Below are 23,949 nucleotides of genomic sequence, written 5' to 3' on the forward strand. Positions count from 1 at the left end.
CAATATGGACGGCAGGGGGGCACTTACGCCTTCTGTTCCCATCCGCCTGTCGGCGTTTGTTGCCAGTATGTAATGGCATGGCCGGATTCTTTATACGTTTTCCATCGCCCGCGCGCGGCGGCGATTTGGGCATCGTCGTGGCCATCCAGAAATTCACACACCAGCGCGAATTGGTCGACATCATCCGGGGCGACGCCCATGCCGGTGATCAGCACATCGGCCTTGTTGGGATTGTCGTTTCCGGCGGTGATGTAAATGGGCTGATCTTCGGCAAACCCGTCTTTCTTCGTGCCATGGGGCAGGAAGGAATCGGGATTATACGTCCACAAATGCGCGGCCATTTTTTCGGCGATGTCGTCATTCGGCAGGCGGATAATCACGCGCTTGCCGCCGCTGAGGGCCTTGGTCAAAACCTGGGGCAGGGCCTGCCCCAGATCCTGTGTCTGCAGATGGTAAAAACGAATTTCGCTCATCCGCTGTTTCTATCACGCTTTCGGGGCGGGTGCAGCGTCCGTTTTCGGCGCTTTCGGCTTTTTCTCAAAATGATCCATGATCAATTGGTTCAATAACCGCACGCCAAACCCGGTGCCGATTTTATCGGGCAGGGTCGGGTGACCGAACACGCCATTGGCCACGCCGGCGATGTCCAGGTGTGCCCATTTGGTTTTGCCTTCGATAAATTCCTGCAGGAACGCGGCCGCCGTGCTGGCCCCCGGTCCGCCATTGCCAATATTGACCAGGTCGCTGTACGTGCCGCGAATGGCCGCGGAAAATTCCGGACCCAACGGCATGGGCCAACCGCGTTCATCCACCTTGGCCCCGCTGGTGCGGATGCGTTTGGACAATGTTTCATCGTTGGAAAACACACCGCACATCGTGCTGCCCAACGCGGCCTTGCATGCGCCCGTCAACGTGGCCAGATCGATCACCGTATGCGGTTTGAAACGGCGCTGGACATAGGTCAGGCAGTCGGCCAAAACCAAACGCCCTTCGGCATCGGTGTTTTGCACGTCGATGGTTTTGCCGTTCATGGCGGTGATAATGTCGTCAACGCAATTGGCGTCGGGTCCGATATCATTGCGGGCCAGGCCCAGAATGGCGACCACGTCAACGGGGGCCTTGCGTCCGGCCAGCGCGGCCATCGCGCCCGCCACGGCGGCGGCCCCGCCCATATCGAATTTCATGGTCGACATATTGGATTTCAGCGACAGCCCACCCGTGTCAAAGGTCAGCCCCTTGCCCACCAGTGCCAGCGGTTTGGATTTCGGGTCGCCCGTGCCGTTATAGCGCATCACCAGCATGCGCTGGCGGCGGTCTTGGTCCAGATGGCTGCTGCCCTGACCAACGGACAGGAACGATCCCATGCCCAACGCCTTCATTCCGTCTTCCAGAATGGTTTCAACACTGATGCCCAGCGGGGCCAGAGCGGCGGACACGCGGGCAGCCATGTGGCCCGGTGTCATAACGTTTGGCGGTTCGTTGGCCAGATCGCGGGCCAAAAACGCACCCGCCGCCACGGGGGCCAAATGCGCGAATTTTTCGCGGGCCGCGTCCGGGTTGGGCAGGGCGATGCGGATGGTGTAATCCGGGGTCTTGGGGGCCTTGGATTTGTATTTATCGAATGCATAGGATTTCAGCACAAACCCATGGGCCAGATCGGCGGCCAGATGGGCATCATTGCCGCTGAAATCATTGGCCAGAATGGTGACGGACGTCATGCCCGTAGCGGCCACGGACGCATAAATTTTTCCGCCAATCGTTTCGGCACGCAAACTGTCCATGCCCTGTGCGGCGCCCATGCCGACCAGAATCATTTTCTTGAAAGCGCTGTCGGCCGGTGCGGGGACGGTCAGGATTTGGCCCGTCTTCCCCATAAACTGCGTATCCGTGGTCAACGCATGTTTGATGGCGGCGCCCATGGTTTGCGGGGCGATCATCGTCGCCACACCGGGGGCGCGTTTGTCATACACCGGAACGATGACGATATCGCTGGCGTGGTCGGTTTGCCCGGCCTGGGTGGTGAATGAAAAATGCGTCATGGCGCGCTCCCTTAATCCCTGCTTTTTTATGATTGGACGCGTAGTTTTGCGCGTCTGCCTTCGCACCGTCAAGAAATGAATATGGCGCATAGCAAAACCCCCTCCGCAGGGTCGCAGGAGGGGGTTTAAGTCATTCAAATTCAATATTATTTCGCGCGGGAGACGTATTCGTCCGTGCGGGTGTCGATTTCGACTTTTTCACCAATTTCGATGAAGGCCGGAACCGAAATTTCATGGCCGGTGGCCAGCTTGGCCAGCTTCATCACTTTACCGGACGTATCGCCGCGGGCGGCCGGCTCGGTGTAGGTGATTTCGCGCACGACTTTGGTCGGGATTTCGATGGACAGCGGGCGACCTTCGTACATGACGATTTCGCACGGCATTTCATCTTCCAGATATTTCAGCGCGTCTTCCATGTAATCCGGGGTGATTTCGTACTGGTTGTAATCGGCATCCATGAACACATAGTTATCGCCGTCGTTATAGGAGTATTTCACTTCCTTGTGGTCCAGAACGACATCGTCGAACTTGTCATCGGCGCGGTATACGCCTTCGGTCGAGTTGCCGGTGATCAGGTTTTTCATCTTCAGTTTCATCACGGACGCGTTACGGCCGGATTTGCTGAATTCAGCCTTGGTGATCAGCATCAGGTTGCCGTCCATCGTGACAACGTTGCCGGAGCGCAGTTCTTGGGCGATTTTCATCGTATAAATGTCCTTATATCAGTTTTGATCTTTTTGGTTCCGGATAAAGCAGACAAGCTGGTCGGCCAGATCCGCCTGTTCGGCCAGGGTGCGGGCCCAGTCTCGCGCGTGGGGGCCCAGCCGGGGCAGGGCCTCAAAAAAGTCGCGCATCACCGGGGTGCTGCCCTCTTCAAGGGCTTCTACATTCCACATTATAGTGAATTGTGCAAGCTTCTCCGCGTCTTCCGGGGGCAGATTCGCACTGTAACGGCTTAAAAACGCGTCCAGTTTAACCAGGTGGGCGTTCTCCTCCTGCACATAAATCTGCCAGACCATGGGCCGTCCGGCCCAGATGGCGCGGACGAAGGAATCTTCGCCCCGGACGAAATTGACATGGGATGTCCAGAGCAATTTGTCGTAATCGCCCTGCGTCAAAAACGGCACGGTGTGCAGGGTGACGTGGCCGGATTGGAAATCTTGTAACGCTGCCCTGTGTGTCGGGGCCACCCCTGCGGGGGCGAGAAAGCGGATTTTCATCCCCATCTGGTCGATCATGCGGACCAGATCGGTGAGGGGGGCGTTGTCATAACAAAACAGGCTGACATCCATGATCGACGGGTCGATGGCCGGGATGCCGTGGCGGGCCCGCCATGTGTTCTGGCCCTCGATGTCCGCTTGGAATGTTTTGATCGTGTCCATCAATCCGGCCTCACGGCTCAGGCCCCCCGTGCGCGGGGTGAAGCCGGGGAAGAACAATGTCTTCTTCATTCCGGTCATCGGGTTGGTGGACGGGATGGCATGGACCCCATCGACCCAGTCCTCGGCACTTAAGTATTCAAGGTCGATCCAGACCGGATTCGGGGTGGTGGCCTTCATCGCCGCGATGACCGTCTGGGGCAGGTCACAGGCAAAAGCCTCGATCACTGCATCGGCCATGGGCAGGTCTGGCGTGTTATAAAATTGCCCGATCGCGTCCTCATCCCAGACCAGGATGGTGACCCCATCGATCACCTGCCGGGGGGCGGATGGGTCCAGCCGGGGTTCGATCCGGGCAAAGGTTTTGAAGTCATCAACATACAGCCGGACCCCACATTTTTGGTCCCGGACGAGTTGCCGCGCAAACCGCCAGCACACCCCGATATCGCCAAAATTGTCGATCACCCGACAGAACAGGTCGATGGTTAATGGGGACGCGGGCGGGCTCATAAAGGGGTCCTGTTGGGGTTGGGAATGGATGGATGTATAGCAGGACACCCACCCGACCTCCAATCTTTTCCCGCTGAAAATCGGGGCGGCACCCGGTTTTTGCCTCTGGCGGGGTGATGCGTGGGTGTGGGCGGGAGATGGTTGCTAACGCATTGTTTTTATTATGACGTACGGGTGTGTATGGGTACTTTGTACGGCTGTCCGTATGTGAGGTATGCGTATAAATGGGTGCGTGTTGGTGGTGGCTGTGATGGGTGTACGGGGTGTGTCCGTGTGATGGTTATGGGAATTTTGGTTTGACCGCGACACATCATAACTTTGTCCTCGGCTGTGCCGGGCGCGATGTACGGGATGGCTGGTTGCGGGGTGTGTATGGGATCTGTCCGTCCGTGTGTACGTGGTGTGGTGGGGCTGTTTTACACGCGGTCGGCTAGGAAATTTATGGGGGTGTCGGGCCGAACATACGGCGGTCGCACGCAGGCAAGAAAAATCCCACTTGTCATAAAACTATGCGCAAGGGGGATTTGAAATGGACCGCGATGGTCTATCGGGTGTACGTCTTACTCGTAATAATCCATCACCATCTGGTTCAGGACACGAACACCGAACCCGGTGGCACCTTTCGGGCCGAGCGGCTTGTCGGCGTTGACCCAGGCGGTTCCGGCGATGTCGAGGTGGGCCCACGGTGTGTCGCCCTCGATGAAGTGTTGCAGGAACCCGGCGGCGGTACAGGACCCGCCATGGGGGGACCCGCTGATGTTTTTCAGGTCGGCGATGGTGGATACCATCGATTTGCGATAAAAATCATCCAGCGGCATCCGCCACAATTTCTCGCCCGTCTTCTGGCTGGCGTCGTGCAGCTGGGTCCAGAGGGTTTCGTCGTTGGCATAGGCCCCGGCATATTCGGGTCCGAGCGCCACCATGATCGCCCCGGTCAGGGTGGCCAGGTCGATGATCATCTTCGGCTTGTCATGTTTCTGGACATAGGTCAGCGCATCGCACAGGACCAGACGCCCCTCGGCATCCGTGTTCAGAACCTCGATCGTTTTCCCGGCCATTGAGTTAATAATGTCGCCGGGGCGATAGGCGCGGTCCGACGGCATGTTTTCGGCCAGACCGACAATCCCGACCACATCGACCTTGGCCTTGCGGCTGGCCAGCGTGTGCATCAAACCGACCACGGCCGCCGATCCGCCCATGTCCATTTTCATGTCGTCCATGCCGGCGGCGGGCTTGATGGAAATGCCGCCCGTATCAAACGTCACGCCCTTGCCGACGAAGGCCAGCGGTTTGGTCATTTTCGGGGCGGTTTTGGCCGATTTTGCGCCCTTTGCGCCCGATTTCCCGGCATAGCGCATAATCACCACGCGCGGCGGGCGGGCCGAGCCCTGACCCACGGCCAGATGGGATTCCATGCCCAGTTTGGCCATTTTCTTCTCATCCAGAATTTCGACATGGACGCCGAGGGGCTGCAGCATTTTGGCAATCCGTTTGGCGTAGCTGTCCGGGTAAATCACGTTTGGCGGCTCGTTGGTCAGGTCGCGGGCCACATGCGTCCCGGCGGCGGCGGCGGCCAGATCGCGCTCCATCGCGGCGGCTTTGGTGGCGTCATCCAGAACGATATCGACGGATTGCAGGGCGCGGGCCTTCTTGTCGCCCTTTTTGCCGTTCCCCTTATCGGCTGATTTATACAGGTCAAAATCATAAGCGCGCAGGCGCAAACCTTCGGCGATATGGGCGGCGGTGGCGTCCGCACCAAGGGGTTGTTTTTCATCAGATTTTTTGGATTTCTTGTCCGATTTTGCTGCACCTTTTGCTGCAGCAAAAAGGGTTGCATGTTCCGTGCCGGTTGATTTCAGGGCGCTGTAGAATTTGCCCCCGATCACGGCGGCTTCGGCGGCGGTCAGGTCGGCGGCTTCGCCCGTCCCGACCAGCATATAGCGCACCACGCCGTCCTTGTTCTTCGGAGCAGCGATCACGGCGACCTGTCCGGCCTTGCCGGTGAAATGATCCTGGGCGTCCATCCATTGGCGGATGGTGCCGCCGCTTTGTTTATTCAGGGCCTCGGCCTCGGGGCTGAAGGCGCCGTCGGCGCCAACGCAGGCGGCCAGCGTGTCGGATTTTTGCTTCGGGGTTTTGGAAAAGGTGATTTTGACGGTTTTGGTCATGATTTTTCCGCTTTTTGAGAGATTTACGGCTTTGCCGCCCGGAACGGGCTTGGTATGGATAAAGGCCGACAAACTTTAACCCAGACGCGTGCCTTTTTCCATGGGTGTCTTTGACCGCTATCTGTTCAAAACTCTGCTGATCGCCACGGTGTTTATTGCCGTGGTGCTGGCGGCTATTATTTTTCTGACGCAATCGCTGCGCTTTTTGGAACTGGTCATCAATGCCGGGGCGTCGGGCTCGGCCTTCTGGCTGCTGACCCTGCTGGCCTTGCCGCGCTTCTTTGAAATCATTCTGCCCATCGCGCTGCTGGCGGCGATTGTCTTTATTTATAATCGCATGACGATGGACAGCGAACTGGTGGTCATGCGGGCCATTGGGGCCTCGCCGGCGCGGCTGGCCCGTCCGGCCTTGATGCTGGCGGTCGGGGTGTCGGTGGTTTTGCTGGTGATGACGGCGTGGCTGGCCCCGGTGACCTTGGCGGGGATGCAGCATTTGCGGCAGGTGATCAAGGCGCAATATTCCAGCCTGCTCTTCCGCGAAGGGGTTTTTAATGCGGTGGCCCCCGGCCTGACCGTTTATATGCGGGAACGGTTGGAGAATGGCGAGCTGGGCGGATTGATGATTCACGATACCCGGGCCGAAAACCCGACCCCGGTGACAGTGATTGCCAAGCGCGGCGTGATGGTGGCCACCGATTCCGGGCAGCAGGTTGTCGTTTACGAAGGCTCCCGCCAGGCCATGGATGACAGCACCGGCAACCTGACCCGGCTGGATTTTGACCGTTATCTAATTGATTTGCCGGAAGGGTCGGGCGTGGTGCGCCAGCGCTGGCGCGAGCCGGAGGAACGGACCCTGTTCGAACTGTTCCGTCCCGACATGAATAATGAAAATGACCGCGCCAATCGCCGCGATTTTATGGTCGAAGCCCATCGCCGGATTATCAGCCCGTTTTTGGCCCTGACCTACAGCGTCATCGGTCTGGCGTTTTTGTTGCTGGGGCCGGTGGACCGCCGCGGGCAAAGCCGCCGGATCGTGGCCGCCATTGCCGCCGTGGTCGGGATTCAGGGGCTGTATCTGGCCGCCTTTAACATGGCGCAGGACCATATTGGCGGGATCATTTTGATGGATGTGCTGGTCTTGGGGCCGCTTTTATTGTGCGGCTATCTGCTCAGCGGGGCCAGCGAAGCCATGCGGCAAAAACCATGGTGCCGCACCCTGTCCGCGCTGTTTATAGCGGGCGCGAAAAGCACCAAGAAAGAGGGTGCAGCATGATCAACCGTCACGCCACGCTCAACGCCTATCTGGGGCGGCTTTTTGCGGTCAATTTCCTGTTTATCACGGCCATTTTGCTGGGCGTTGTGTATCTGTTCGATACGGTCGAATTGCTGCGCCGGGCGGCGAAACGCGATGTCGGCCTGTCCCGCGTGCTGGAAATGGGACTATACAAGCTGCCCGAGGTGGGACAGATGATTTTTCCCTTCGCCATCCTGTTTGGGGCGATGTTCACTTTCTGGGTTCTGACCCGGCGCAGTGAATTGATCGTTGTGCGGGCGGCGGGGTTCTCCGTCTGGCAGTTCCTGGCCCCGGTGATGGGTGTGGCCGTTCTGATCGGTGTGTTGCAAATGACCGTCATCAACCCGCTGGGGGCGATGATGCTGGGGCGGTATCAGGTGCTGGAAAACCGCTACCTCCTGCCCGAGGGCAACCAGATTGCCCTGTTTAAGGAAGGGCTTTGGTTGCGGCAGGCCTATGACCCGCAGGCAGAGGCCACCCCGGCCCCCGGGGATGATGACGGCGATGCGGGCTATGCCATTATTCATGCGGCCAAAATTCAGTTGCCGGACTGGGAATTGCGCGAAGTGATGGTGCTGTTCTTTGATGGCGACAATAATTTCCTGCGCCGGATGGATGCGGCCCGCGCCCGCCTGACCCGTGGCCAATGGAACCTGCAGGACGTGCAAATCAGCGTACCGGGGACCCGAGCCGAGCGGGTGCAGGACTATGCCCTGCCAACCCGGCTGACCGCGGATGAGATCGAGGAGAGCTTCTCCTCCCCGGAAACTTTATCCTTCTGGAAATTGCCGGGCTTTATCGCCACGCTGAAACAAACCGGGTTTGATGCGACCCGCCTGTCGATTCATTTCCAGTCTTTGCTGGCCCAGCCCTTGCTGTTTATGGCCATGGTGTTGCTGGCGGCGACAGTGTCGCTGCGGCCGCCACGCTTCCGCGGGGCGATGGCCATGGTTATGGCCGGGGTGTTGATGGGGTTTTTGGTCTTCTTCCTGTCCAGTTTCCTGCAGGCGCTGGGCGCGTCGCAACAGATTCCGGTCCTGCTGGCGGCCTGGTCCCCGGCGCTGGTGACGTTGTTGCTGGGCGGGGCGGTGCTGCTGACGCTTGAGGATGGCTGATGCCACTTTGCAACACCTTGTGTATTATTTGTGCCACACTGCCCGGAACGTCTTGATATAAAGGCGAAAAAAAGTTAAATCGGTGCGTCTGTGTTAACCATGCGTTTAGCGCGATCTGGTTAACTCGGTGTGTGTGGCGCGTGCTGGCCATGCGCTTGTTTTACAAAGCTTTACAAGATCCATGAAACCCCTTCGATTGTGCGGGATATAAAATGATGGCGCGTTTTGCGTTTTTGAAATTCTCTCATCTGATGCTGGCCGGCTTTGCCGCGCTTACCCTGTCTGCATGCAGCAGCACGCAAGCCACAGATCCCAATGACCCGCTGGAAGGCTATAACCGCGTCATGTTCGCCGTGAACGATGTGGTGGATCAGGCGGTCCTGCGTCCGGTGGCCAAGGGCTATCGATTCGCCGTGCCGCAACCGGCCCGGACCGGTGTGCGCAACTTCCTGCGCAACCTGCGTGCCCCTGTGAACCTGGCCAACGAAGCGTTGCAGGGTGACATGGCGGGCGTTGAAAATGTTCTGGTCCGCACCTCGGTCAACACGCTGATCGGCGTTGGCGGCCTGATTGATGTGGCTGGCATGGAAGGCTATCCGTACGAACAGGAAGATTTCGGCCAGACGCTGGGCGTCTGGGGTATGGGTCACGGGGCCTATGTGATTTTGCCGCTGATGGGGCCGTCGTCCCTGCGTGATGGTACGGGCATGCTGGTTGACGGGTTTATGGATCCGTTGCGCTGGTACCTGTTCAACACGGAACGCGAAGGCTGGCACTATGCCCGCATGGGGATGACCGTGATCGATTCGCGTGAAGAATTGCTGGATGCGCTGGACGATCTGCGCCGCAACTCCTTCGATTACTATGCCGCAACACGCAGCGCCTATCTCCAGCGCCGTGAAGCTCTGGTCAATGATATGGACCCGGGTATGGGCGGCGTGGCCATCCCTGATTACGACTAAGGGCGTCGGGATCGCTGTATAAACGATTGATTCGGGGCCCCGCGCGGGTCCCGAATTTTTTTAGAGATTCAGGCCATTTGCCCTGTTTTTGCCTTTGATGTCTGGCAAACTGACAATAGAGTTTGCCGTGCGCGATAATCAGGCTATATGGTGTGCCGGAAAATAGACTGAATTGAGACGTATCGTACCTGAAACCGCCCATTTTTGGGCCCCATGAATGTGTTGAGGTTGTTTGAATGCTGGATCGGAAAACAGGATTGCGCGGATTGATTTTGGGCGCGGCGACGGCGGCCTTGCTGTCCCCTCTGATGTCGCAAGACGCGGTGGCGGGAACAGGTATGGATCTGCGTCCGGTTTTGGCCGCGGATTCCGCTTTTGTCCGCGTTGCGGATCAAAAGGGTGCCGAGAACTTCATCGACTCCATGGCTGGCCGGGCGATTGCTTTCCTTGGTAATGAGGGGATGTCACAGCAGCAAAAGCGCGCGTCCTTCCGCAAATTGCTGGAAGATTCGTTCGATATGGCGACCATTGGCCGCTTTGCGCTGGGCACATACTGGCGGTCCGCATCCGAATCGCAACGGGCGGAGTATCAGAAGCAATTCAAAGTCATGGTTGTGAATGTGTATTCCGAACGGTTCAGCGAATACACGAACCAGACATTCCGCACCACGGGCTCTCGCCCGGATGGGGACAAGGATGTGATCGTATCGTCCCTGATCGAATCGCCGGAGGGCAAGCCGCCGGTGAAAGTTGACTGGCGCGTCCGGAATAAGGATGGCCGTTACAAGATCGTTGACGTTTTGGTCGAAGGGGTCAGCATGTCCCTGACCCAACGTTCCGACTTTTCATCGGTCATTCAGGCGGGCGGCGGCGACGTCCAAGTCCTGCTGAACCATTTGAAGCAGAAGAACGGATAAGCACCGTTTATCGCACGCATAAAAAAACACCCGCCAATCGGCTCGGCGGGTGTTTTTTTGTTGTGTTGTATCGGGAGGCGCTATTGCTTCGCAAACATGCCCTGCAAACTGCCTGCCGCCCCTTTGAGCGATCCGCCGACAGAGTTGGCACCCATGGACACGTTGCGGACAAGGTGTTCCGCCGGATCGCCGGAGAAGTCGCCGAAACCGTTGACGTTCGTGCCCAGCCAGTACATGACGTGGTTCGGGATCAGCGTGATCAGCTTGAACGACGCCATGCCCATCATGTACACGATGATCGCGTAAATGACCGTGTGGAAGAAGTAATCGATGGTTGATCGCATGAATTCCCATGCGCCCAATTGGCCATCCAACGCGTTTTGCGCATCTTCGTTGTTAAAGCCGGTCAGGTTGGATACGACCAGATCAAAGATACTGTTCAGCACCTGGACCTGGGCCGCGAAGATGGATACGGCGGCGATCAGGCCAAAGACAATAAACAGCGGCCGCATAAAGATTTCAAAGATCAGGAAATAGCCGTCCTTGGCCGCATCCCCCATCAATCCGTCCCCGTCGATCCGGATGTGGGCCAGCGCCCACAGCGGCACGCCCACCATCGCCTCAAACACGCCCTTGACCCAGTTGCCGACGGCAAAGAAGAAATAGATGAAGGGCAAGAACGGCAGAACGTAATACAGCACAAAGCCCATGCTGAGCGTCATAAAGGCGACACCACTGGCAATGCTGGAAAACGCCCCGGCCAGCGGCCCGATCCCGAACAACCCGTTGAGCAGGTTGGAGAGCGTCGCCACGGCCCCGGACCCGGCGGCAATCCCCAGATTGGTGATGGCCGAATCCACCATGGATTTACCCAAGGCCACCAACTGGGCCAGCGGGTGGACGTTGGCGTTCGCCCGCATGTTGAACAGACCTTCCGTCCCGAACATGGCGTTGATGACGTCAATCATGATGTTCTGCGATGTCGGAATGGGGATGTTTTCGGCCCCGCTCGGCTGGCCTGCGGCCTCGACGTTCCAGATATCATAGGCACGGTTCAGCGCGGCGGACAGGGCTGCACCATATTCCGTGAATTCCACCGCAACACCATCGGCCATGGTTGGCTGGTACCGCAATTGGCTGATGATTTCGTTGTCCTTCTTCCGCTTTTCTTCCAGCACATATTCCATGATGGCCGGATATTTGGTCGGGAACGGGATGTTATAGGCCGCGGCAATCATCGCGCCGTTCATCTGCGCGATCTTGTTGTACCAGATGCCGCCGCCGCCCCAGCCAAGTTCCTGCTGGGTGAACAGCCATTCCGCCCCACCGATTTGTTCAACCGTGCCGTAATAAATCCACATATCAATGTTTTCGCTCCACGACCGGACCAGGTCATCGCGATTCTGTGGTGTCGGCATGGTGTTGGTGATGCTGCTGGCCGTGCTGTTGGGCAGGGCCTCCTTCACTGCGGCATACCCGGCATTGATGAAATAGCTGCCGTTATCTTCGGTGTTGATCTGGTTCCACGGCGCGCGGATCAGCCCCTCATAATAGGATTGCTGGATCGACCGCGATCCCGGCTCCTGCACATCGGTCGTTGTCATGACCAATTGCCCGCAATAGGGCATGACGTAACCCGGCTTGTTTTTGTGCCGGATGGGGTCGCGTTCGCCAAACACCACGATAATGTCGCCGTTATCGTAAAACTCTACGGCTTGCGCCCAATCCGCGTCGGACAACAACATGAATTCCGGCGCGCGGGTGACGCTGCGCACCAGATAGGCGTTGATGCTGACTTTGCCTTCGGCCAGCAATTCGTATGATTTGGTACACGCGGCCAGAACCGTATAGAACTGCAGCAAATCGTTCGGTTTGGGCTGCTGCGGTTCGGCGATCAGATAGTTCGGATTGCCCAGCAAGGTTGTCCCGGCCAGCCGCTGGTTAAACAGGTTCCAGCCATTGCTGGCCATGTTTGATCCCCATTTTGCGGCATACAGCGTGACATATTGCGCGCCGTTCAGGCCGTAGCTGAGCGGGACCAGCAAGCCCAACGCCACCACCATCCGGATCGGGGCCCAGACATGGTTAAAACGGCGGCCAAACGGCGTGCCGCTTTGGGCCGTTTCCACCACAATGGCCACGGCAAAATACAGGAAAATAATGACGGCAATGACCATCAGCCCGATGCTGTAAAATTGCAGCATGTCATGCAGGGCGCCGTGATAGGCAAAGGGCCACGGCCCATCTGGAACGGTGGATTGCAGGCAGGGTGTATTGCTGGCCACGCATGTGCCGCCGCCATTGGCGTCGGTAAACATGCCGGGCACGCCAAAAACGCGGTCGAGAAGGATAAAGGCGATATCGTTCTGGGCGTTTTGAATTTTGAAAAAATCGCCATATCCCGCCGGCATGGCGGCCTTGGCTGTCTGCACCATCAGGCTGAACAGTAAAATCCCGATCTGTAACAACAGCAACAGGAAGCCCAGACAGACGATCGCGAAAATCACGACCTGGTCGACGTGGGATTTGTTAAATTGCAAATTCCGATAGGCTTCGCTCAGCACGTTGCTGATGCCGAATTTGCGGATATTTTGCGGGCTCAGATACGGGTGCCCGGCCGGCAACAGGCGCGCGGCGCGAAACACCTGCGCCATAAAGAAGGACACATGGCTGAATCCCGAACCGACCAGATCCCGGGCCAACGGGACGACCCCGGGCAGAAGCGCAAATTTCAACACCTGCCGTGTTGTAAGCGTTTTTGATTCATTTGGCATTCGTTCGTCTGCCCCGCCTTCTTCTCATCACACCGCTGCTGATTTCCAGCGCCGGAATATTAAAATTTTATTAAAATTATGGTTTCTCCGGTTCCCCCGATTGTACCACAACCTCTTGCTCTTTCTCCACAATCGCGCGCATGCGGCCCGCGTGACCCTGTCCTCACTTAAAATCTGCTGGTCATGTTTTCGCCCCAGCCTGCGCCACGGCCCGTCATCTGACCAATAATGCTGCCGCCCGAGCTGAAGATAGAGTTGGTGCCCAGGAATGCGTTCCGGGTCAAATTCTCGGCTGGCGGCTGCAACTGGTCGCCGAAGGATTCGACCGCGCCATGCATCCAGCGCAGGATGCTCTTCGGGATCAGGTCGATCAGCTTGAACGTGGATTGTGCGATCATGTACACGACCAGCGCATACAGGATTGTATAGAAAAACTGGTCGATGATGCCGCGGTAATAAGCGACGCTGCCGGTGCTGTCGGCGGCAACGGCCTGGGCATTGGTGTGGTTAAACCCGGCCAGGTTGGAAATGACCAGGTCAAACATGTTGTTCAGCGTCCGCACCAGCGCATAAAAGATAACAATCGATGCGATCAGGCCAAACACGATCAGGATCGGGCGGATAAAGACCTCCAGCAACAGGTAATATCCGTTCATTGCGGCGCGGCCGGGCAGGCCTTCGCCATCGATTTTCAAATGCGCCAGCGCCCAGAGGGGCACACCGACCATCGCTTCGAACACGCCCTTGACCCATCCCCCGACGGCGAAGAAGAAATACAGGAAGGGCATAAAGGGAATGACGTAGAACAAGACCAGCCCGATGCTCAGGCCGATCATGCCGATCCCCAGCAGGAAGCCGGAGACCGCCTTGCCCATGGCGCCAACCATGGTGCCGCTGGTGACCAGACCCAGAATGCCGGACCCGGCGGAATAACCCAGAACAGTGACGCCATGTTCCACCAACGCCCGGCCCAATGATGCCAATTGGGCCAGCGGATAGACGTGTTCGTTGCGGCGCATGTCCCACAACCCCTCCATCCCGAACAGGACATAGATAAAGTCCATGATCTGGTTCCCGGTGGCGGGGCGGCGTCCGCATCCAATGTCACTGGAAATGGCGCCGTACGATGAATCACCGCATCCATATGTGGTGTCGTTCCACGAGACGAAGGCTTGGTGCATGGCCTGCGCCATCGGGACATAGGCCGGGTCGGGCAATTCAACCTGGCGGTTGTCGGAATGGTGCGGTTCAAAACGCTTGTTCCCGGTAAAGGAACTGTCTTCCTTGCGGTGGGCGGCTTGAATCAGTTCCAGGATATGCGGGTATTTCGTCGGTTGCGGCAGGGAAGTTTCCGCCGCGGTCAAATCGCCGTTGACCTGTGCAATCTTGTTGTACCAGATGGCGGCCCCGCCCCAGCCATAGATTTTGGCGTCCTCTGCCCATGGGTAATTCCCCATCTGGGCATAGGCGTCGCGGAGCGCATCCTCAATCCAGTACCGGTAATCGGTCAGGATGAATTGTTTCTCTTCCTCGGTCGGCAGCGGGGCGGTCGGGTCGCGGGTTTGCGGCAGATAGCGGCGGTTAATGTTCTTGGCCCAATCGCCGATATACACGAAATCACTGCCCGTACCGGTGCCCGGGCTTTGTGTTTTCATGTCGTACCATCCGAATTGCAGGATGTTGACGATGTAGTTTTTGGTAATCATGTCGACGGGCGATTCTGTCGCCAATGTGGTGCCCGTGGTCATGCTGGGGGCGCCCTGTGACATGATTTTATAGGTCATTTCGCCGCAATAGGGGAAAACGTAACCCTTTTCATTTTTGTATTCTGTCGGATTATGTTCGCCAAAGCGCACGATCATGTCGCCGCCTGTCCACGCGGCGATCTCCTGCACGGTCATGTTCATGTCGTCCAGCAACATATAGACAGGGGCGGGATTGTTCGTGCCGCGCACGACATAGGCCTGAATGTCCATGTTGTACATGGCACGATAGGCGTCGACGCAGGTGGACACGACGGTAAAAAATTGGAAAATATCCTGTGGCATCGACGGGAATTCCGGAATCGATGTCAACGAATTGGGTTCACCCAGCAAGGTGGGGGCGGTGATATTATCCACGAAACGATTCCACCCGTTCGTGGCAAACCCCGATCCCCATTTTGCGGCGTGAAGCGTGATATATTGCGCCGAGTTCAAGCCATAAGAGACCGGGATCAGCAGGCCCAAACCCGCAACAATCCGCAACGGGGCCCAGACGCGGTTAAAGCGGCGGCCAAAGGGCGTGCCGGTTTCCGCGGTTTCCACGACAATGTTGACGATCAAGTACAGCACAATGATCGTGGCAACGATCAACAGGGCTTCGCTGTACAGGGCGAACATGTTCTGCATCGCGCCGTGATAGGGAAAGGGCCACGGCCCGTCACTGACCGAACTGCCGAAGCAGGCGACGTTTTGTTCGACGCATGACCCGAACAGGCCCGGAACCCCGAACACGCGGTCCAGCAGAACATAGGCCAGATCATTGGTCGGGTCCGCCGGTGTGAACCAGCCAACGAAATCCGTGGGCATGGCCCCGGCGGCCTTAGCCGACCCAATAAAAATCGCCCCCGCCAACAGCCCGAATTGCAACACCAGCAGGACAAAGCCGATCAGCAGCAGAGCAAAAATCGCGATCTGGTCCACATGCTTGCGGTCGAATTTCAGGTTGGATGCCGCCTGGAACACGACGTTGTGTAAACCGAAGCGTCCAAAATTTTCCGGGTTCAGATACGGGTGCCCGGCGGGCAACAAGCCGACGCTGCGGTAAATCAGCGCCGTGAACATGGCAATGTACCGGAACCCGCCCGCCATCAAGTCCCGCAATCGCGGTGCGATTCCGGGAAGCAAGGTAAATTTGAAAAACCCTTTCGGGGTCAGGTTCATGCTCATTCCACTTTGTGGTTGCCCACGTTATCAAACCGCAGACCGCATCCTGATGTGACGCGGTCTGTGTCAATTTTTAAACTTGCGTCACCGTTACGTTCGGGGCCATTACGGCGTTCCGCCACCGCCGGTGATGCGTGATCCGGCGCCGCCACCGGGGCCGATATTGCCAACAACCGTTCCCACGGCACTGCCGGCCAAACGTCCGCTTTGGGTTAGCGTGCCTGCCAGCTGACCGGACATGGTCATACCGCCCATAGCCGCATATTGAACCAGGCCTTCCTTCGCGTCGCCCTGCGCATCGGCGAAGCCCTGAACGCCCGATCCCATCCAGCGCAGGATGCTCTTCGGCACCAGATCGATCATTTTGAAGCAGGACGTTCCGATCATGTAGACCACGATCGTGTAAACGACGGTGAAGAAGAATTCGTCGATCACACTGCGTTTGAATTCCAATGGTGTGCCACCGAACAGGGTTGCGCCCGCGTCCGTGCCATCAAATCCGGTCAGGTTGTCGGTGACCAGCGGGAAAATTTCGTTCAACACCCGCACCATGGCCGAGAAAATCACAATACTGGCCAGCAACCCGAACACGGTCAAAATCGGGCGGATGAAGATTTCAAAAATCATGAAATATCCGCTCATCGCCATATCGCCGGGCAAACCATGCCCGTCAATCTTCAGGTGGGCCAGCGCCCAGAGTGGCACGCCGACCATGGCTTCAAACACGCTCTTCAGCCATGTGCCCACGGCGAAGAAGAAATAGATGAACGGCAGGAACGGTAAAACATAGTACAGGATAAATCCGACGGTTAAGCCCACTGTTGCCAATGAAACCAGCATGCCACTGGCGACGTTCAGGAACGCACCCATACCGGCGAATTGCGGAATTTTTTCAAACAATCCGCCGCCGACCGAAAAGATCGTTGCGGCAAACAGGTTGCGCACCGTGCTGTCCACAATACCCTTGCCGATACCAACCAATTGCGCCAGCGGGTGAATGTCCTTGTTTTCCCGCATGCTGAACAGGCCGTCCGTGCCGAACAGGAAGTTCAGCGTATCCAGAATGATGTTGTTTTTCGGTGTGACGTCGGAATCCATGTAGATGCCATCTTCACCCCAGACTTTGAAGGCGTAATACAGCACTTCCGCGACCAGATAGTCGTTCGGATCTTCGAATTCGATGGCATTCCCGTCGGATTGGTGGGGGGCAAAATATTCGGCCCCGCCCAAATTTTCATCGTGCATACGGCGCGATTCCGAAATGGTCTGCATCGGAACGGGCAGGCGGTTCGGTGACGGCAGGTTAAATGCGGCGCTGAACAACGCGCCGTTCATTTGCGCAATGCTGTTGTACCAGATACCGGCCCCGCCCCAGCCCTTGACCAGAACTTCGGGCGGAACGCTGAATCCGCCAGCCGCAACCATATTGTTGCGCGCATCGGTGACGGTCGCATCAAATTGGTCGTGCATATCGCGGATCAACTGGTCGATGAAGGGGGCGCGAACCCCGTCGGTACAGTTGATATCGGCGTTGGATGTGTTGAGTGTACAGCCGCCCTGGCTGTTGGGCAGTTTTTTATAGGCCATGACCTCGGCGAAATCCGCGATGCGCGGGTTCTGCCACAGGAACATGATCATGTTGAAATAACCTTCCTGAACCTCCAGCGCGCCGACCTGGGTCACGGCGTTGGTGCGGATGACAACCTCACCGCAATAAGGTTTGATCCCGCCGGTGTTCTGGTTGAAATTCATGCGCCCACCCGTGGGGTCGGCGGCACCGAATGAAATGATGATGTCGTTGTTTTTATAAAACTGCAGGGCGGTTTGGTAGAACCCGGCGCTGTTGGTCGGAATCTGCTGGTTGATCAGCGGGTTTTTCACCAGATAGGGTTCGATGGTGAAGACGACATTCCCGGTGTTGCCCTGGTTGTTCAGCACGCGTTCATAGGATTCTTTACAGGTCCGCGCCAGCGCCATGAATTTCACAATGGCGGCGGTGTCGGGGATGGATGGGCGCGCGACCAGGCTTTCATCCGATGTGCCCAGCCCGTTGGTCAGGCTTTCGTTGAACAGCAGCCAGCCATTGGTGGCCAGTCCGGACCCCAGCTTTGCCGCATACAGCGTGATATATTGACCCGAGTTCAAACCATTCGCGATCGGGACCAGCAACCCAAGCGCCACAACCAGACGGATCGGGGCCCAGATATGGTTGAACCGCTTGCCAAACGGTGTTCCCGTTTGCGCAGTTTCCCCAACGATGACCAGAACGTAATACAAAACCACAATGACCGCGACGATCAGCATGGCCAGGCTGTAAAACTGGAACAGGCCGTGCATGGCGATGTGGAATGGCGTCGATGCGTAGGACCCGAACATGCCCGGCACACCCAAAACCGTGTGCAACAGGATGAACGCAATATCGTTATCCGGTGCCGGGGTCGAGAACATGCCGCCACCAAAAGTCGGCCCCGCCGCGTGCGCCGTCTGCAGCACCAGCCCCATGGCCAACAGGACAAATTGCAAAACCAGAATGACAAATCCGACCAGCAACGCGAAGAAAATCACGATCTGGTCGATATTCGACCGGGTCATTTTCAGATTGTTGGCGGCCTGGGCAATGACATGGCGAATGCCATATTTCCCGCGATTGGCGGGATCGAGATAAGGGTGGCCGTTGGGCAACAGGCGGACCGCGTTATAAATCGCGGCCATCAGGAAGGCGAGCCAGCCAAAACCGCTTTCGGCAAAGGCCCGGATCCGGGGCACAATCCCCGGCATAAAAGCATAGGCTAAGACCTGTTTTCCGCGTATTTCCTGCACTATATCCACCACACCCGGCTTTACCGCACCCGGTTTGATTTTAAGCCGGGATAGATAAAATTTTATTAAATTTTTAATTCGCCTTATTTATCCACATCCTACCACAAAATCAGGGCGTTCGGCCAAAGGATTCAGCCGTGCGGTGGGGGGGCGGGGCCCGTTGGCCCGCGACCCGGCCGGGTGAACAGGAAAATGTAAACAGAAACAGGGATTTGTATTATGTCAATGAGGCGGGCGCGGGCAGGATATGGTGCAACCCGTCCAGATTTGCCATCAGCCAGGCCAGCACCATCACAAAAATCATAATCCGCCAGATATAGGGGTAAAAGGCCCGGGTGGTGTCGGGGCCGGTTATGGCCTCCATCGCGTAACGCAGAATCCAGTACCCATCCAGCCCAGGCAGGGGGATCAGGTTCAGCAAGCCAATCATGATCGACAACAGCGCCATCATAAACAAAACCCCATGCACCCCGGCGACCAGCCGCAGCCCATCGCCAATCACTTGTGTCTCGGGTGTGATGGTGGTGCGATCCAGCGGCCACACATCGCGGAACGTGCCAAAGGCGCCCCGCGCCAACCGGGTAAAATCACGCCATCCGGTGATCACGGCCTGTTCAAATGTTTGCGGGCGGTACATGTCCCCGCGCAGACGCCCCATGTAGAGCACCGCCGGATCGGGCATGGTGGCCAGGGCCAGATCCGCGTTGGTTTCGGGGTCAATATAAACGCGGTACGGAACGGCCCGGCCGTTTGTTGAAAATAAATCCAGCACCACAATTTTGCCGACATGGGGCTTTAACGCGGCGAACGCGGCCTGGCGCGTGGGTGTGGGAACGCCATCAACGGCGCGCACGGCGCTCAAATCCATCGGATTGTGCTGGGCAATGGTGCCCAGCCGTCCATGGGCGCGGTCGAAACCGCGTAAATCCGTATATTCATCCCAGCCGGGTGTAACCGCCATGTCCATGACGCTGTCGCCGCGCATCAGCCGCAGTGAAACCGCTTCATCCATCGGTGTGCGCAGGGCGTGGACGATCTCTTCGTACCGCTCAACGCTATGTCCCTGAAACAATATGATCTGATCGCCGGGCAGGATGCCGGCGCGGTCTGCCGGACTGCCCACTTGTACGGCGGTGACGATGGGGCGCGTCGATGGTTGCCCGATCAAGGCATAAAACCCGACAAACAAAACATAGGCGAAAAAGAAACTGGCCGCCGGTCCCGCCAGCACCATAAAGAACCGGAACCACGCTGGCCTGCGGGCAAAATCATCGGGTGTTTCGCGGTCGGGGTCGGTCAGTTGGACCATGCCGCTGAACGGAAAAATCTTGATGCTCCACCGCGTGCCGTATTTATCGGTGCGGCCCCACACTTCGCGGCCAAAGCCCAATGATACGCGCGCAACGTGAACGCCCAACAGGCGCGCCATCAACAAATGCCCGGCCTCATGCGCCAAAAACACCACACCCAGCGACAGCAGGAACAGAAGCGTAAAAATAATCTGGCTGTCGACGGCGAGCATGGTTGTCAGGTCTTACCCCGCACGACGCAGGGGCTTGTATTTAATCCGGTGCGGTTGGTCTGCGTCCTTGCCCAGGCGGCGTTTGTGGTCTTTCTCGTAATCCTCGTAGTTGCCTTCGAACCACGTGACTTGCGAGTCGCCTTCAAAGGCCAGAATGTGCGTGGCCAGACGGTCGAGGAAGGCGCGATCGTGGGAAATGACCACGGCGCATCCCGCGAATTGTTCCAGCGCTTCTTCCAAAGCGGCCAGCGTTTCCGTATCCAAATCGTTGGTCGGTTCGTCCAGCAGTAAGACGTTCGCGCCGGATTTCAGCATCTTGGCCAGATGGACGCGGTTGCGTTCACCGCCCGAAAGCGATCCGACTTTTTTCTGTTGGTCGGGTCCGCGGAAGTTAAAGGCGGACACGTACGCGCGGCTGGGCATTTCGATTTTGCCCAGTTTCAGAATGTCCATGCCGTCGGAAATTTCTTCCCAGACGTTTTTATCGCCGTCCAGCGCATCGCGGCTTTGGTCGACATAGCCCAATTTGACCGTTTCACCGACGCGGAATGATCCCCCATCCGGTTTTTCCTGTCCGGTGATCATGCGGAACAAGGTCGATTTACCGGCACCGTTCGGGCCGATCACGCCGACAATACCGCCCGGTGGCAGTTTGAAGGACAGGTTTTCAATCAACAGGCGGTCGCCAAACCCTTTGCGTAAATTTTCGGCCTCAATAACCACGTTGCCCAGACGCGGCGGCGTCGGGATAACGATCTGGGCGTTGCGTTGGTCGGCCTTTTGCGATTGGGCCAACAAATCTTCATACGCGGCCACACGGGCCTTGGATTTTTTGCGGCGGCCTTCGGGGGATTGTTGAATCCATTCCAATTCGCGCGACAATGTTTTCTGGCGGTCGTCTTCTTGTTTCGCTTCCTGTTCCATCCGTTTGCGCTTGGCGTTCAGGTACGCGGAATAATTGCCCTCATACGGGATGCCACGGCCACGGTCGACTTCCAAAATCCATCCGGTAACATTGTCCAGGAAGTAACGATCGTGGGTGACCATTACAACCGTGCCCTTGTAATCGGTCAGGAAGCGCTGCAACCACGCGACAGATTCGGCGTCCAAGTGGTTGGTCGGTTCGTCCAGCAACAGCAGATCCGGCTTTTCCAGCAACAGGCGGCACAGCGCCACGCGGCGGCGCTCACCCCCGGATAATGTGGTGACATCCGCATCGGCGGGCGGGCAACGCAACGCATCCATGGCGATTTCAATCGTGCGGTCCAGTTCCCAGCCATCAACGGCGTCAATCTTTTCCTGCAATTCGCCCATCTCGGCCATCAGGGAATCGTAATCGGCATCCGGTTCCGCCATCTCTACGCCGATGGCGTTGAAACGGTCCACCATGTCCTTCACGTCTTTCAACGCTTCGGTGATGTTTTCGACCACGTTTTTGGACGGGTCCAGGTGCGGTTCCTGCGCCAGATACCCAACCCGCGCGCCCTCGGCGGCCCAGGCCTCACCCGTGAAATCCTTGTCCACCCCGGCCATCAGTTTCAACAGGGTCGATTTACCCGCACCGTTCGGGCCCAGAACCCCAATTTTTGCGCCGGGGAAAAACGATAACGTAATGTTTTCCAACACCTTTTTGCCATTCGGCCAGGTCTTGGACAAACCATTCATTACGTAAACATATTGATACGACGCCATTGTGCGCTCCGCTTCTCTCAAAAAAGGGCTGAAATCAGCCATAAAACCGGTGGGCACTATAACAGAGGGTGGCGGGAAGGGAAGGGGCGGGGTGTTCTTTTGGAATGGGTTTGCTTTCGAGTGGTACCGCGCCCGCGCTGAATCTTATGAAAATTTGTGGGTGTGGGGTTGATGGCGTGGCGAATGTGCGACATTTATTTTCCCGGTTTTCGCACCCTGTTCATCTTTTCTACGATAGACTATTCTTTACGTTCTGTTTTCTCGCCCACCGATTCAAAAGGAATCATCCATGTCCCGTGAACAATTGTCGCAGGATTCCCTGTCTGAAGCCACGCGCAGCCGGGCGTCGTTTTCCGGCCATGGCAATGCCAAGGGGGCGGCGGGGTATCGTGCGCCGTCGACGGATCCGGATTGTGAATTCCTGTCTCAGGCGGGGCAGATGAGCGTGATCAATCCGCGCGAAGGGGGGTTCCCGAAAATTCGTATTGGTGCGGCCTGGGACAATATTCAGGTGCAACAGGCCGGGTTCTTCAGCCGCCTGCTGAAAAAAGTGTCGAAGCAGGGTGTCGATGTTGATCTGGGCTGTTTGTATGAACTGCATGACGGACGGCGCGGGGCCATTCAATCCTTTGGTGACCTTTATGGGGCGTATAACGATGCGCCGTTTGTGCATCACACCGGGGATGAACGCACCGGCGATAAAGACGGCTTGGATGAAATTATTGAGATTAACGGCGCGCGCTGGGGCGACATCAAACGCGTGCTGGCCTATGTTTACATTTATCACGGCGCGCCCGATTGGGATGCGATCCGCCCGCAGGTGCAATTGCTGATCCCCGGTGAAACCCCGATGATCGTCACGCCGCGCGTGGATCGGAATGATTTGTCGGTGTGTGCCGTGGCGATGTTTGAAAACCGCGAAAACGGCATTCGTATTACCAACCACACGGAATATTTCCCGGGTCATGCCGAAATGGACCGGGCGTTTGGTTTTGGTCTGGAATGGGAAGGGGGCAGTAAATGAGTGGCGGTATGGGTGATGATCCGTTCTGGAGCGATACAACCGGTGACAATGATTTTGAACGCCCGATTGATATGATGGGCGATATGGGCAACGGCAATGGTGGAGTGAAAAACACGAATTTGCCGGATAGTGATGTCGATATGATCGGCGATCTGGCTGCGTCCGCACCGGCCCCGGCGCCTTCTCCGTCCGATTTCCATCTGGTGGAAAAGGGTGATTATTTCGACCTGGTGAAAAAAGTGCCGTCCCTGCGCCGGATTATGGTGGGCGCGGGCTGGGATCATAAAATGCTCGAAAACACCAAGATCGACGTGGATTTAAGCTGTTTCCTGCTGGATAAACAGAATCAGACCCGCGTGGACGAGGATTTCGTTTTCTACAACAATGAAAGCGGATGCGAAGGTGCCGTGCGCCACAGCGGTGACAGCCGCACCGGCGCGGGCGATGGTGATGATGAAACATTGTTCATTGACCTGAACGGTCTGCCGTTCGATGTGTTGCGTGTGATGATCACATTGTCGATTTATAACGCGGCCGAGGCTGAACAACATCTGGGCATGGTGCGCAATATTTACCTGCGCATCGTCAACGAAGAAGACGGCAATGAAATCGTCCGTCTGCAGATGGATGAATCCATGCTGAACAATGTGGCCGGGATGCAGGTGGCGTGCCTGGTGCGTGAAGGGCCGAAATGGTATCTGGAAGTGCTGGAAAACCCGGTTAAGGGCGGCCTGGGTGCGATTGCGACCCAGTACGGTATTATCGTCGGCGCAGGGGCGTAAACCGCGTTTTTAAAGGCAAAAGAA

16 protein-coding genes are annotated in these 23,949 nt (G+C 57.2%); 6 read left to right on the forward strand and 10 right to left on the reverse strand.

Translation table 11 applies throughout. The features are described from left to right. Positions 1-23 precede the first annotated feature (23 nt). The 5 genes from A11S_RS00875 to A11S_RS00895 form a co-directional block, all read right to left on the reverse strand. On the reverse strand, positions 24-473 hold the full coding sequence (locus tag A11S_RS00875; protein WP_015466581.1) for a DNA polymerase III subunit chi: 450 nt from the start codon (positions 471-473) through the stop codon (positions 24-26). 12 nt (positions 474-485) lie between these two features. Then, positions 486-2,039: a leucyl aminopeptidase gene (locus A11S_RS00880; protein WP_015466582.1), complete on the reverse strand. Its 1,554-nt coding sequence runs from the start codon at positions 2,037-2,039 to the stop codon at positions 486-488. 146 nt (positions 2,040-2,185) lie between these two features. Further along, positions 2,186-2,743, reverse strand: a complete 558-nt coding sequence (gene efp / locus A11S_RS00885; protein ID WP_015466583.1) for an elongation factor P — start codon at positions 2,741-2,743, stop codon at positions 2,186-2,188. Positions 2,744-2,761: 18 nt separating this feature from the next. Further along, on the reverse strand, positions 2,762-3,928 hold the full coding sequence (gene earP, locus A11S_RS00890) for an elongation factor P maturation arginine rhamnosyltransferase EarP (protein ID WP_015466584.1): 1,167 nt from the start codon (positions 3,926-3,928) through the stop codon (positions 2,762-2,764). A gap of 560 nt (positions 3,929-4,488) precedes the next feature. After that, positions 4,489-6,096 carry a leucyl aminopeptidase gene (locus tag A11S_RS00895; protein ID WP_235067863.1) on the reverse strand — a complete coding sequence of 536 codons (1,608 nt, stop codon included), beginning with the start codon at positions 6,094-6,096 and terminating at the stop codon, positions 4,489-4,491. Between the two features lie 100 nt (positions 6,097-6,196). Here A11S_RS00895 and lptF point away from each other — a divergent pair, with 100 nt between their 5' ends. From lptF to A11S_RS00915, 4 genes are all read left to right on the forward strand, one after another. Next, on the forward strand, positions 6,197-7,369 hold the full coding sequence (gene lptF / locus A11S_RS00900; protein ID WP_015466586.1) for an LPS export ABC transporter permease LptF: 1,173 nt from the start codon (positions 6,197-6,199) through the stop codon (positions 7,367-7,369). After that, positions 7,366-8,505 carry an LPS export ABC transporter permease LptG gene (lptG, locus tag A11S_RS00905; protein WP_015466587.1) on the forward strand — a complete coding sequence of 380 codons (1,140 nt, stop codon included), beginning with the start codon at positions 7,366-7,368 and terminating at the stop codon, positions 8,503-8,505. The genes lptF and lptG overlap by 4 nt, the downstream gene beginning before the upstream one ends. A 212-nt stretch (positions 8,506-8,717) precedes the next feature. Further along, positions 8,718-9,467: an MlaA family lipoprotein gene (locus A11S_RS00910; protein WP_015466588.1), complete on the forward strand. Its 750-nt coding sequence runs from the start codon at positions 8,718-8,720 to the stop codon at positions 9,465-9,467. 236 nt (positions 9,468-9,703) lie between these two features. Continuing rightward, on the forward strand, positions 9,704-10,384 hold the full coding sequence (locus A11S_RS00915; RefSeq protein ID WP_015466589.1) for an MlaC/ttg2D family ABC transporter substrate-binding protein: 681 nt from the start codon (positions 9,704-9,706) through the stop codon (positions 10,382-10,384). 80 nt (positions 10,385-10,464) lie between these two features. Here the strand turns inward: A11S_RS00915 and A11S_RS00920 are convergent, their stop codons facing one another. The 5 genes from A11S_RS00920 to ettA form a co-directional block, all read right to left on the reverse strand. Continuing rightward, positions 10,465-13,158 (reverse strand): DotA/TraY family protein, encoded by a 2,694-nt coding sequence (locus tag A11S_RS00920; RefSeq protein ID WP_041802312.1) that lies wholly within the window; start codon positions 13,156-13,158, stop codon positions 10,465-10,467. A gap of 167 nt (positions 13,159-13,325) precedes the next feature. Then, complete coding sequence (locus A11S_RS00925; protein WP_235067870.1) at positions 13,326-16,082, reverse strand: DotA/TraY family protein; 2,757 nt, start codon at positions 16,080-16,082, stop codon at positions 13,326-13,328. A gap of 108 nt (positions 16,083-16,190) precedes the next feature. Next, positions 16,191-18,851, reverse strand: coding sequence for a DotA/TraY family protein (locus A11S_RS00930; protein WP_235067882.1), 2,661 nt, complete (start codon positions 18,849-18,851; stop codon positions 16,191-16,193). A gap of 271 nt (positions 18,852-19,122) precedes the next feature. Next, on the reverse strand, positions 19,123-20,427 hold the full coding sequence (locus tag A11S_RS00935; RefSeq protein WP_015466593.1) for a M50 family metallopeptidase: 1,305 nt from the start codon (positions 20,425-20,427) through the stop codon (positions 19,123-19,125). Between the two features lie 12 nt (positions 20,428-20,439). Further along, positions 20,440-22,119 carry an energy-dependent translational throttle protein EttA gene (gene ettA / locus A11S_RS00940; protein ID WP_015466594.1) on the reverse strand — a complete coding sequence of 560 codons (1,680 nt, stop codon included), beginning with the start codon at positions 22,117-22,119 and terminating at the stop codon, positions 20,440-20,442. Between the two features lie 289 nt (positions 22,120-22,408). Here ettA and A11S_RS00945 point away from each other — a divergent pair, with 289 nt between their 5' ends. Together A11S_RS00945 and A11S_RS00950 are read left to right on the forward strand one after the other, a co-directional pair. Further along, complete coding sequence (locus A11S_RS00945) at positions 22,409-23,143, forward strand: tellurium resistance protein TerA (RefSeq protein ID WP_015466595.1); 735 nt, start codon at positions 22,409-22,411, stop codon at positions 23,141-23,143. Continuing rightward, positions 23,140-23,925 (forward strand): TerD family protein, encoded by a 786-nt coding sequence (locus A11S_RS00950; protein ID WP_015466596.1) that lies wholly within the window; start codon positions 23,140-23,142, stop codon positions 23,923-23,925. Before A11S_RS00945 ends, A11S_RS00950 begins: the two co-directional genes overlap by 4 nt. Positions 23,926-23,949 lie beyond the last annotated feature (24 nt).

The organism is Micavibrio aeruginosavorus EPB, from assembly GCF_000348745.1.
Classification (GTDB): domain Bacteria; phylum Pseudomonadota; class Alphaproteobacteria; order Micavibrionales; family Micavibrionaceae; genus Micavibrio; species Micavibrio aeruginosavorus_A.

Bases quoted from the DNA above. Each gene is read 5' to 3' on its own strand.
- A11S_RS00875 (WP_015466581.1), bottom strand. From the start codon at position 473: ATGAGCGAAATTCGTTTTTACCATCTGCAGACACAGGATCTGGGGCAG.
- A11S_RS00880 (WP_015466582.1), bottom strand. From the start codon at position 2,039: ATGACGCATTTTTCATTCACCACCCAGGCCGGGCAAACCGACCACGCC.
- efp (WP_015466583.1), bottom strand. From the start codon at position 2,743: ATGAAAATCGCCCAAGAACTGCGCTCCGGCAACGTTGTCACGATGGAC.
- earP (WP_015466584.1), bottom strand. From the start codon at position 3,928: ATGAGCCCGCCCGCGTCCCCATTAACCATCGACCTGTTCTGTCGGGTG.
- A11S_RS00895 (WP_235067863.1), bottom strand. From the start codon at position 6,096: ATGACCAAAACCGTCAAAATCACCTTTTCCAAAACCCCGAAGCAAAAA.
- lptF (WP_015466586.1), top strand. From the start codon at position 6,197: ATGGGTGTCTTTGACCGCTATCTGTTCAAAACTCTGCTGATCGCCACG.
- lptG (WP_015466587.1), top strand. From the start codon at position 7,366: ATGATCAACCGTCACGCCACGCTCAACGCCTATCTGGGGCGGCTTTTT.
- A11S_RS00910 (WP_015466588.1), top strand. From the start codon at position 8,718: ATGATGGCGCGTTTTGCGTTTTTGAAATTCTCTCATCTGATGCTGGCC.
- A11S_RS00915 (WP_015466589.1), top strand. From the start codon at position 9,704: ATGCTGGATCGGAAAACAGGATTGCGCGGATTGATTTTGGGCGCGGCG.
- A11S_RS00920 (WP_041802312.1), bottom strand. From the start codon at position 13,158: ATGCCAAATGAATCAAAAACGCTTACAACACGGCAGGTGTTGAAATTT.
- A11S_RS00925 (WP_235067870.1), bottom strand. From the start codon at position 16,082: ATGAACCTGACCCCGAAAGGGTTTTTCAAATTTACCTTGCTTCCCGGA.
- A11S_RS00935 (WP_015466593.1), bottom strand. From the start codon at position 20,427: ATGCTCGCCGTCGACAGCCAGATTATTTTTACGCTTCTGTTCCTGCTG.
- ettA (WP_015466594.1), bottom strand. From the start codon at position 22,119: ATGGCGTCGTATCAATATGTTTACGTAATGAATGGTTTGTCCAAGACC.
- A11S_RS00945 (WP_015466595.1), top strand. From the start codon at position 22,409: ATGTCCCGTGAACAATTGTCGCAGGATTCCCTGTCTGAAGCCACGCGC.
- A11S_RS00950 (WP_015466596.1), top strand. From the start codon at position 23,140: ATGAGTGGCGGTATGGGTGATGATCCGTTCTGGAGCGATACAACCGGT.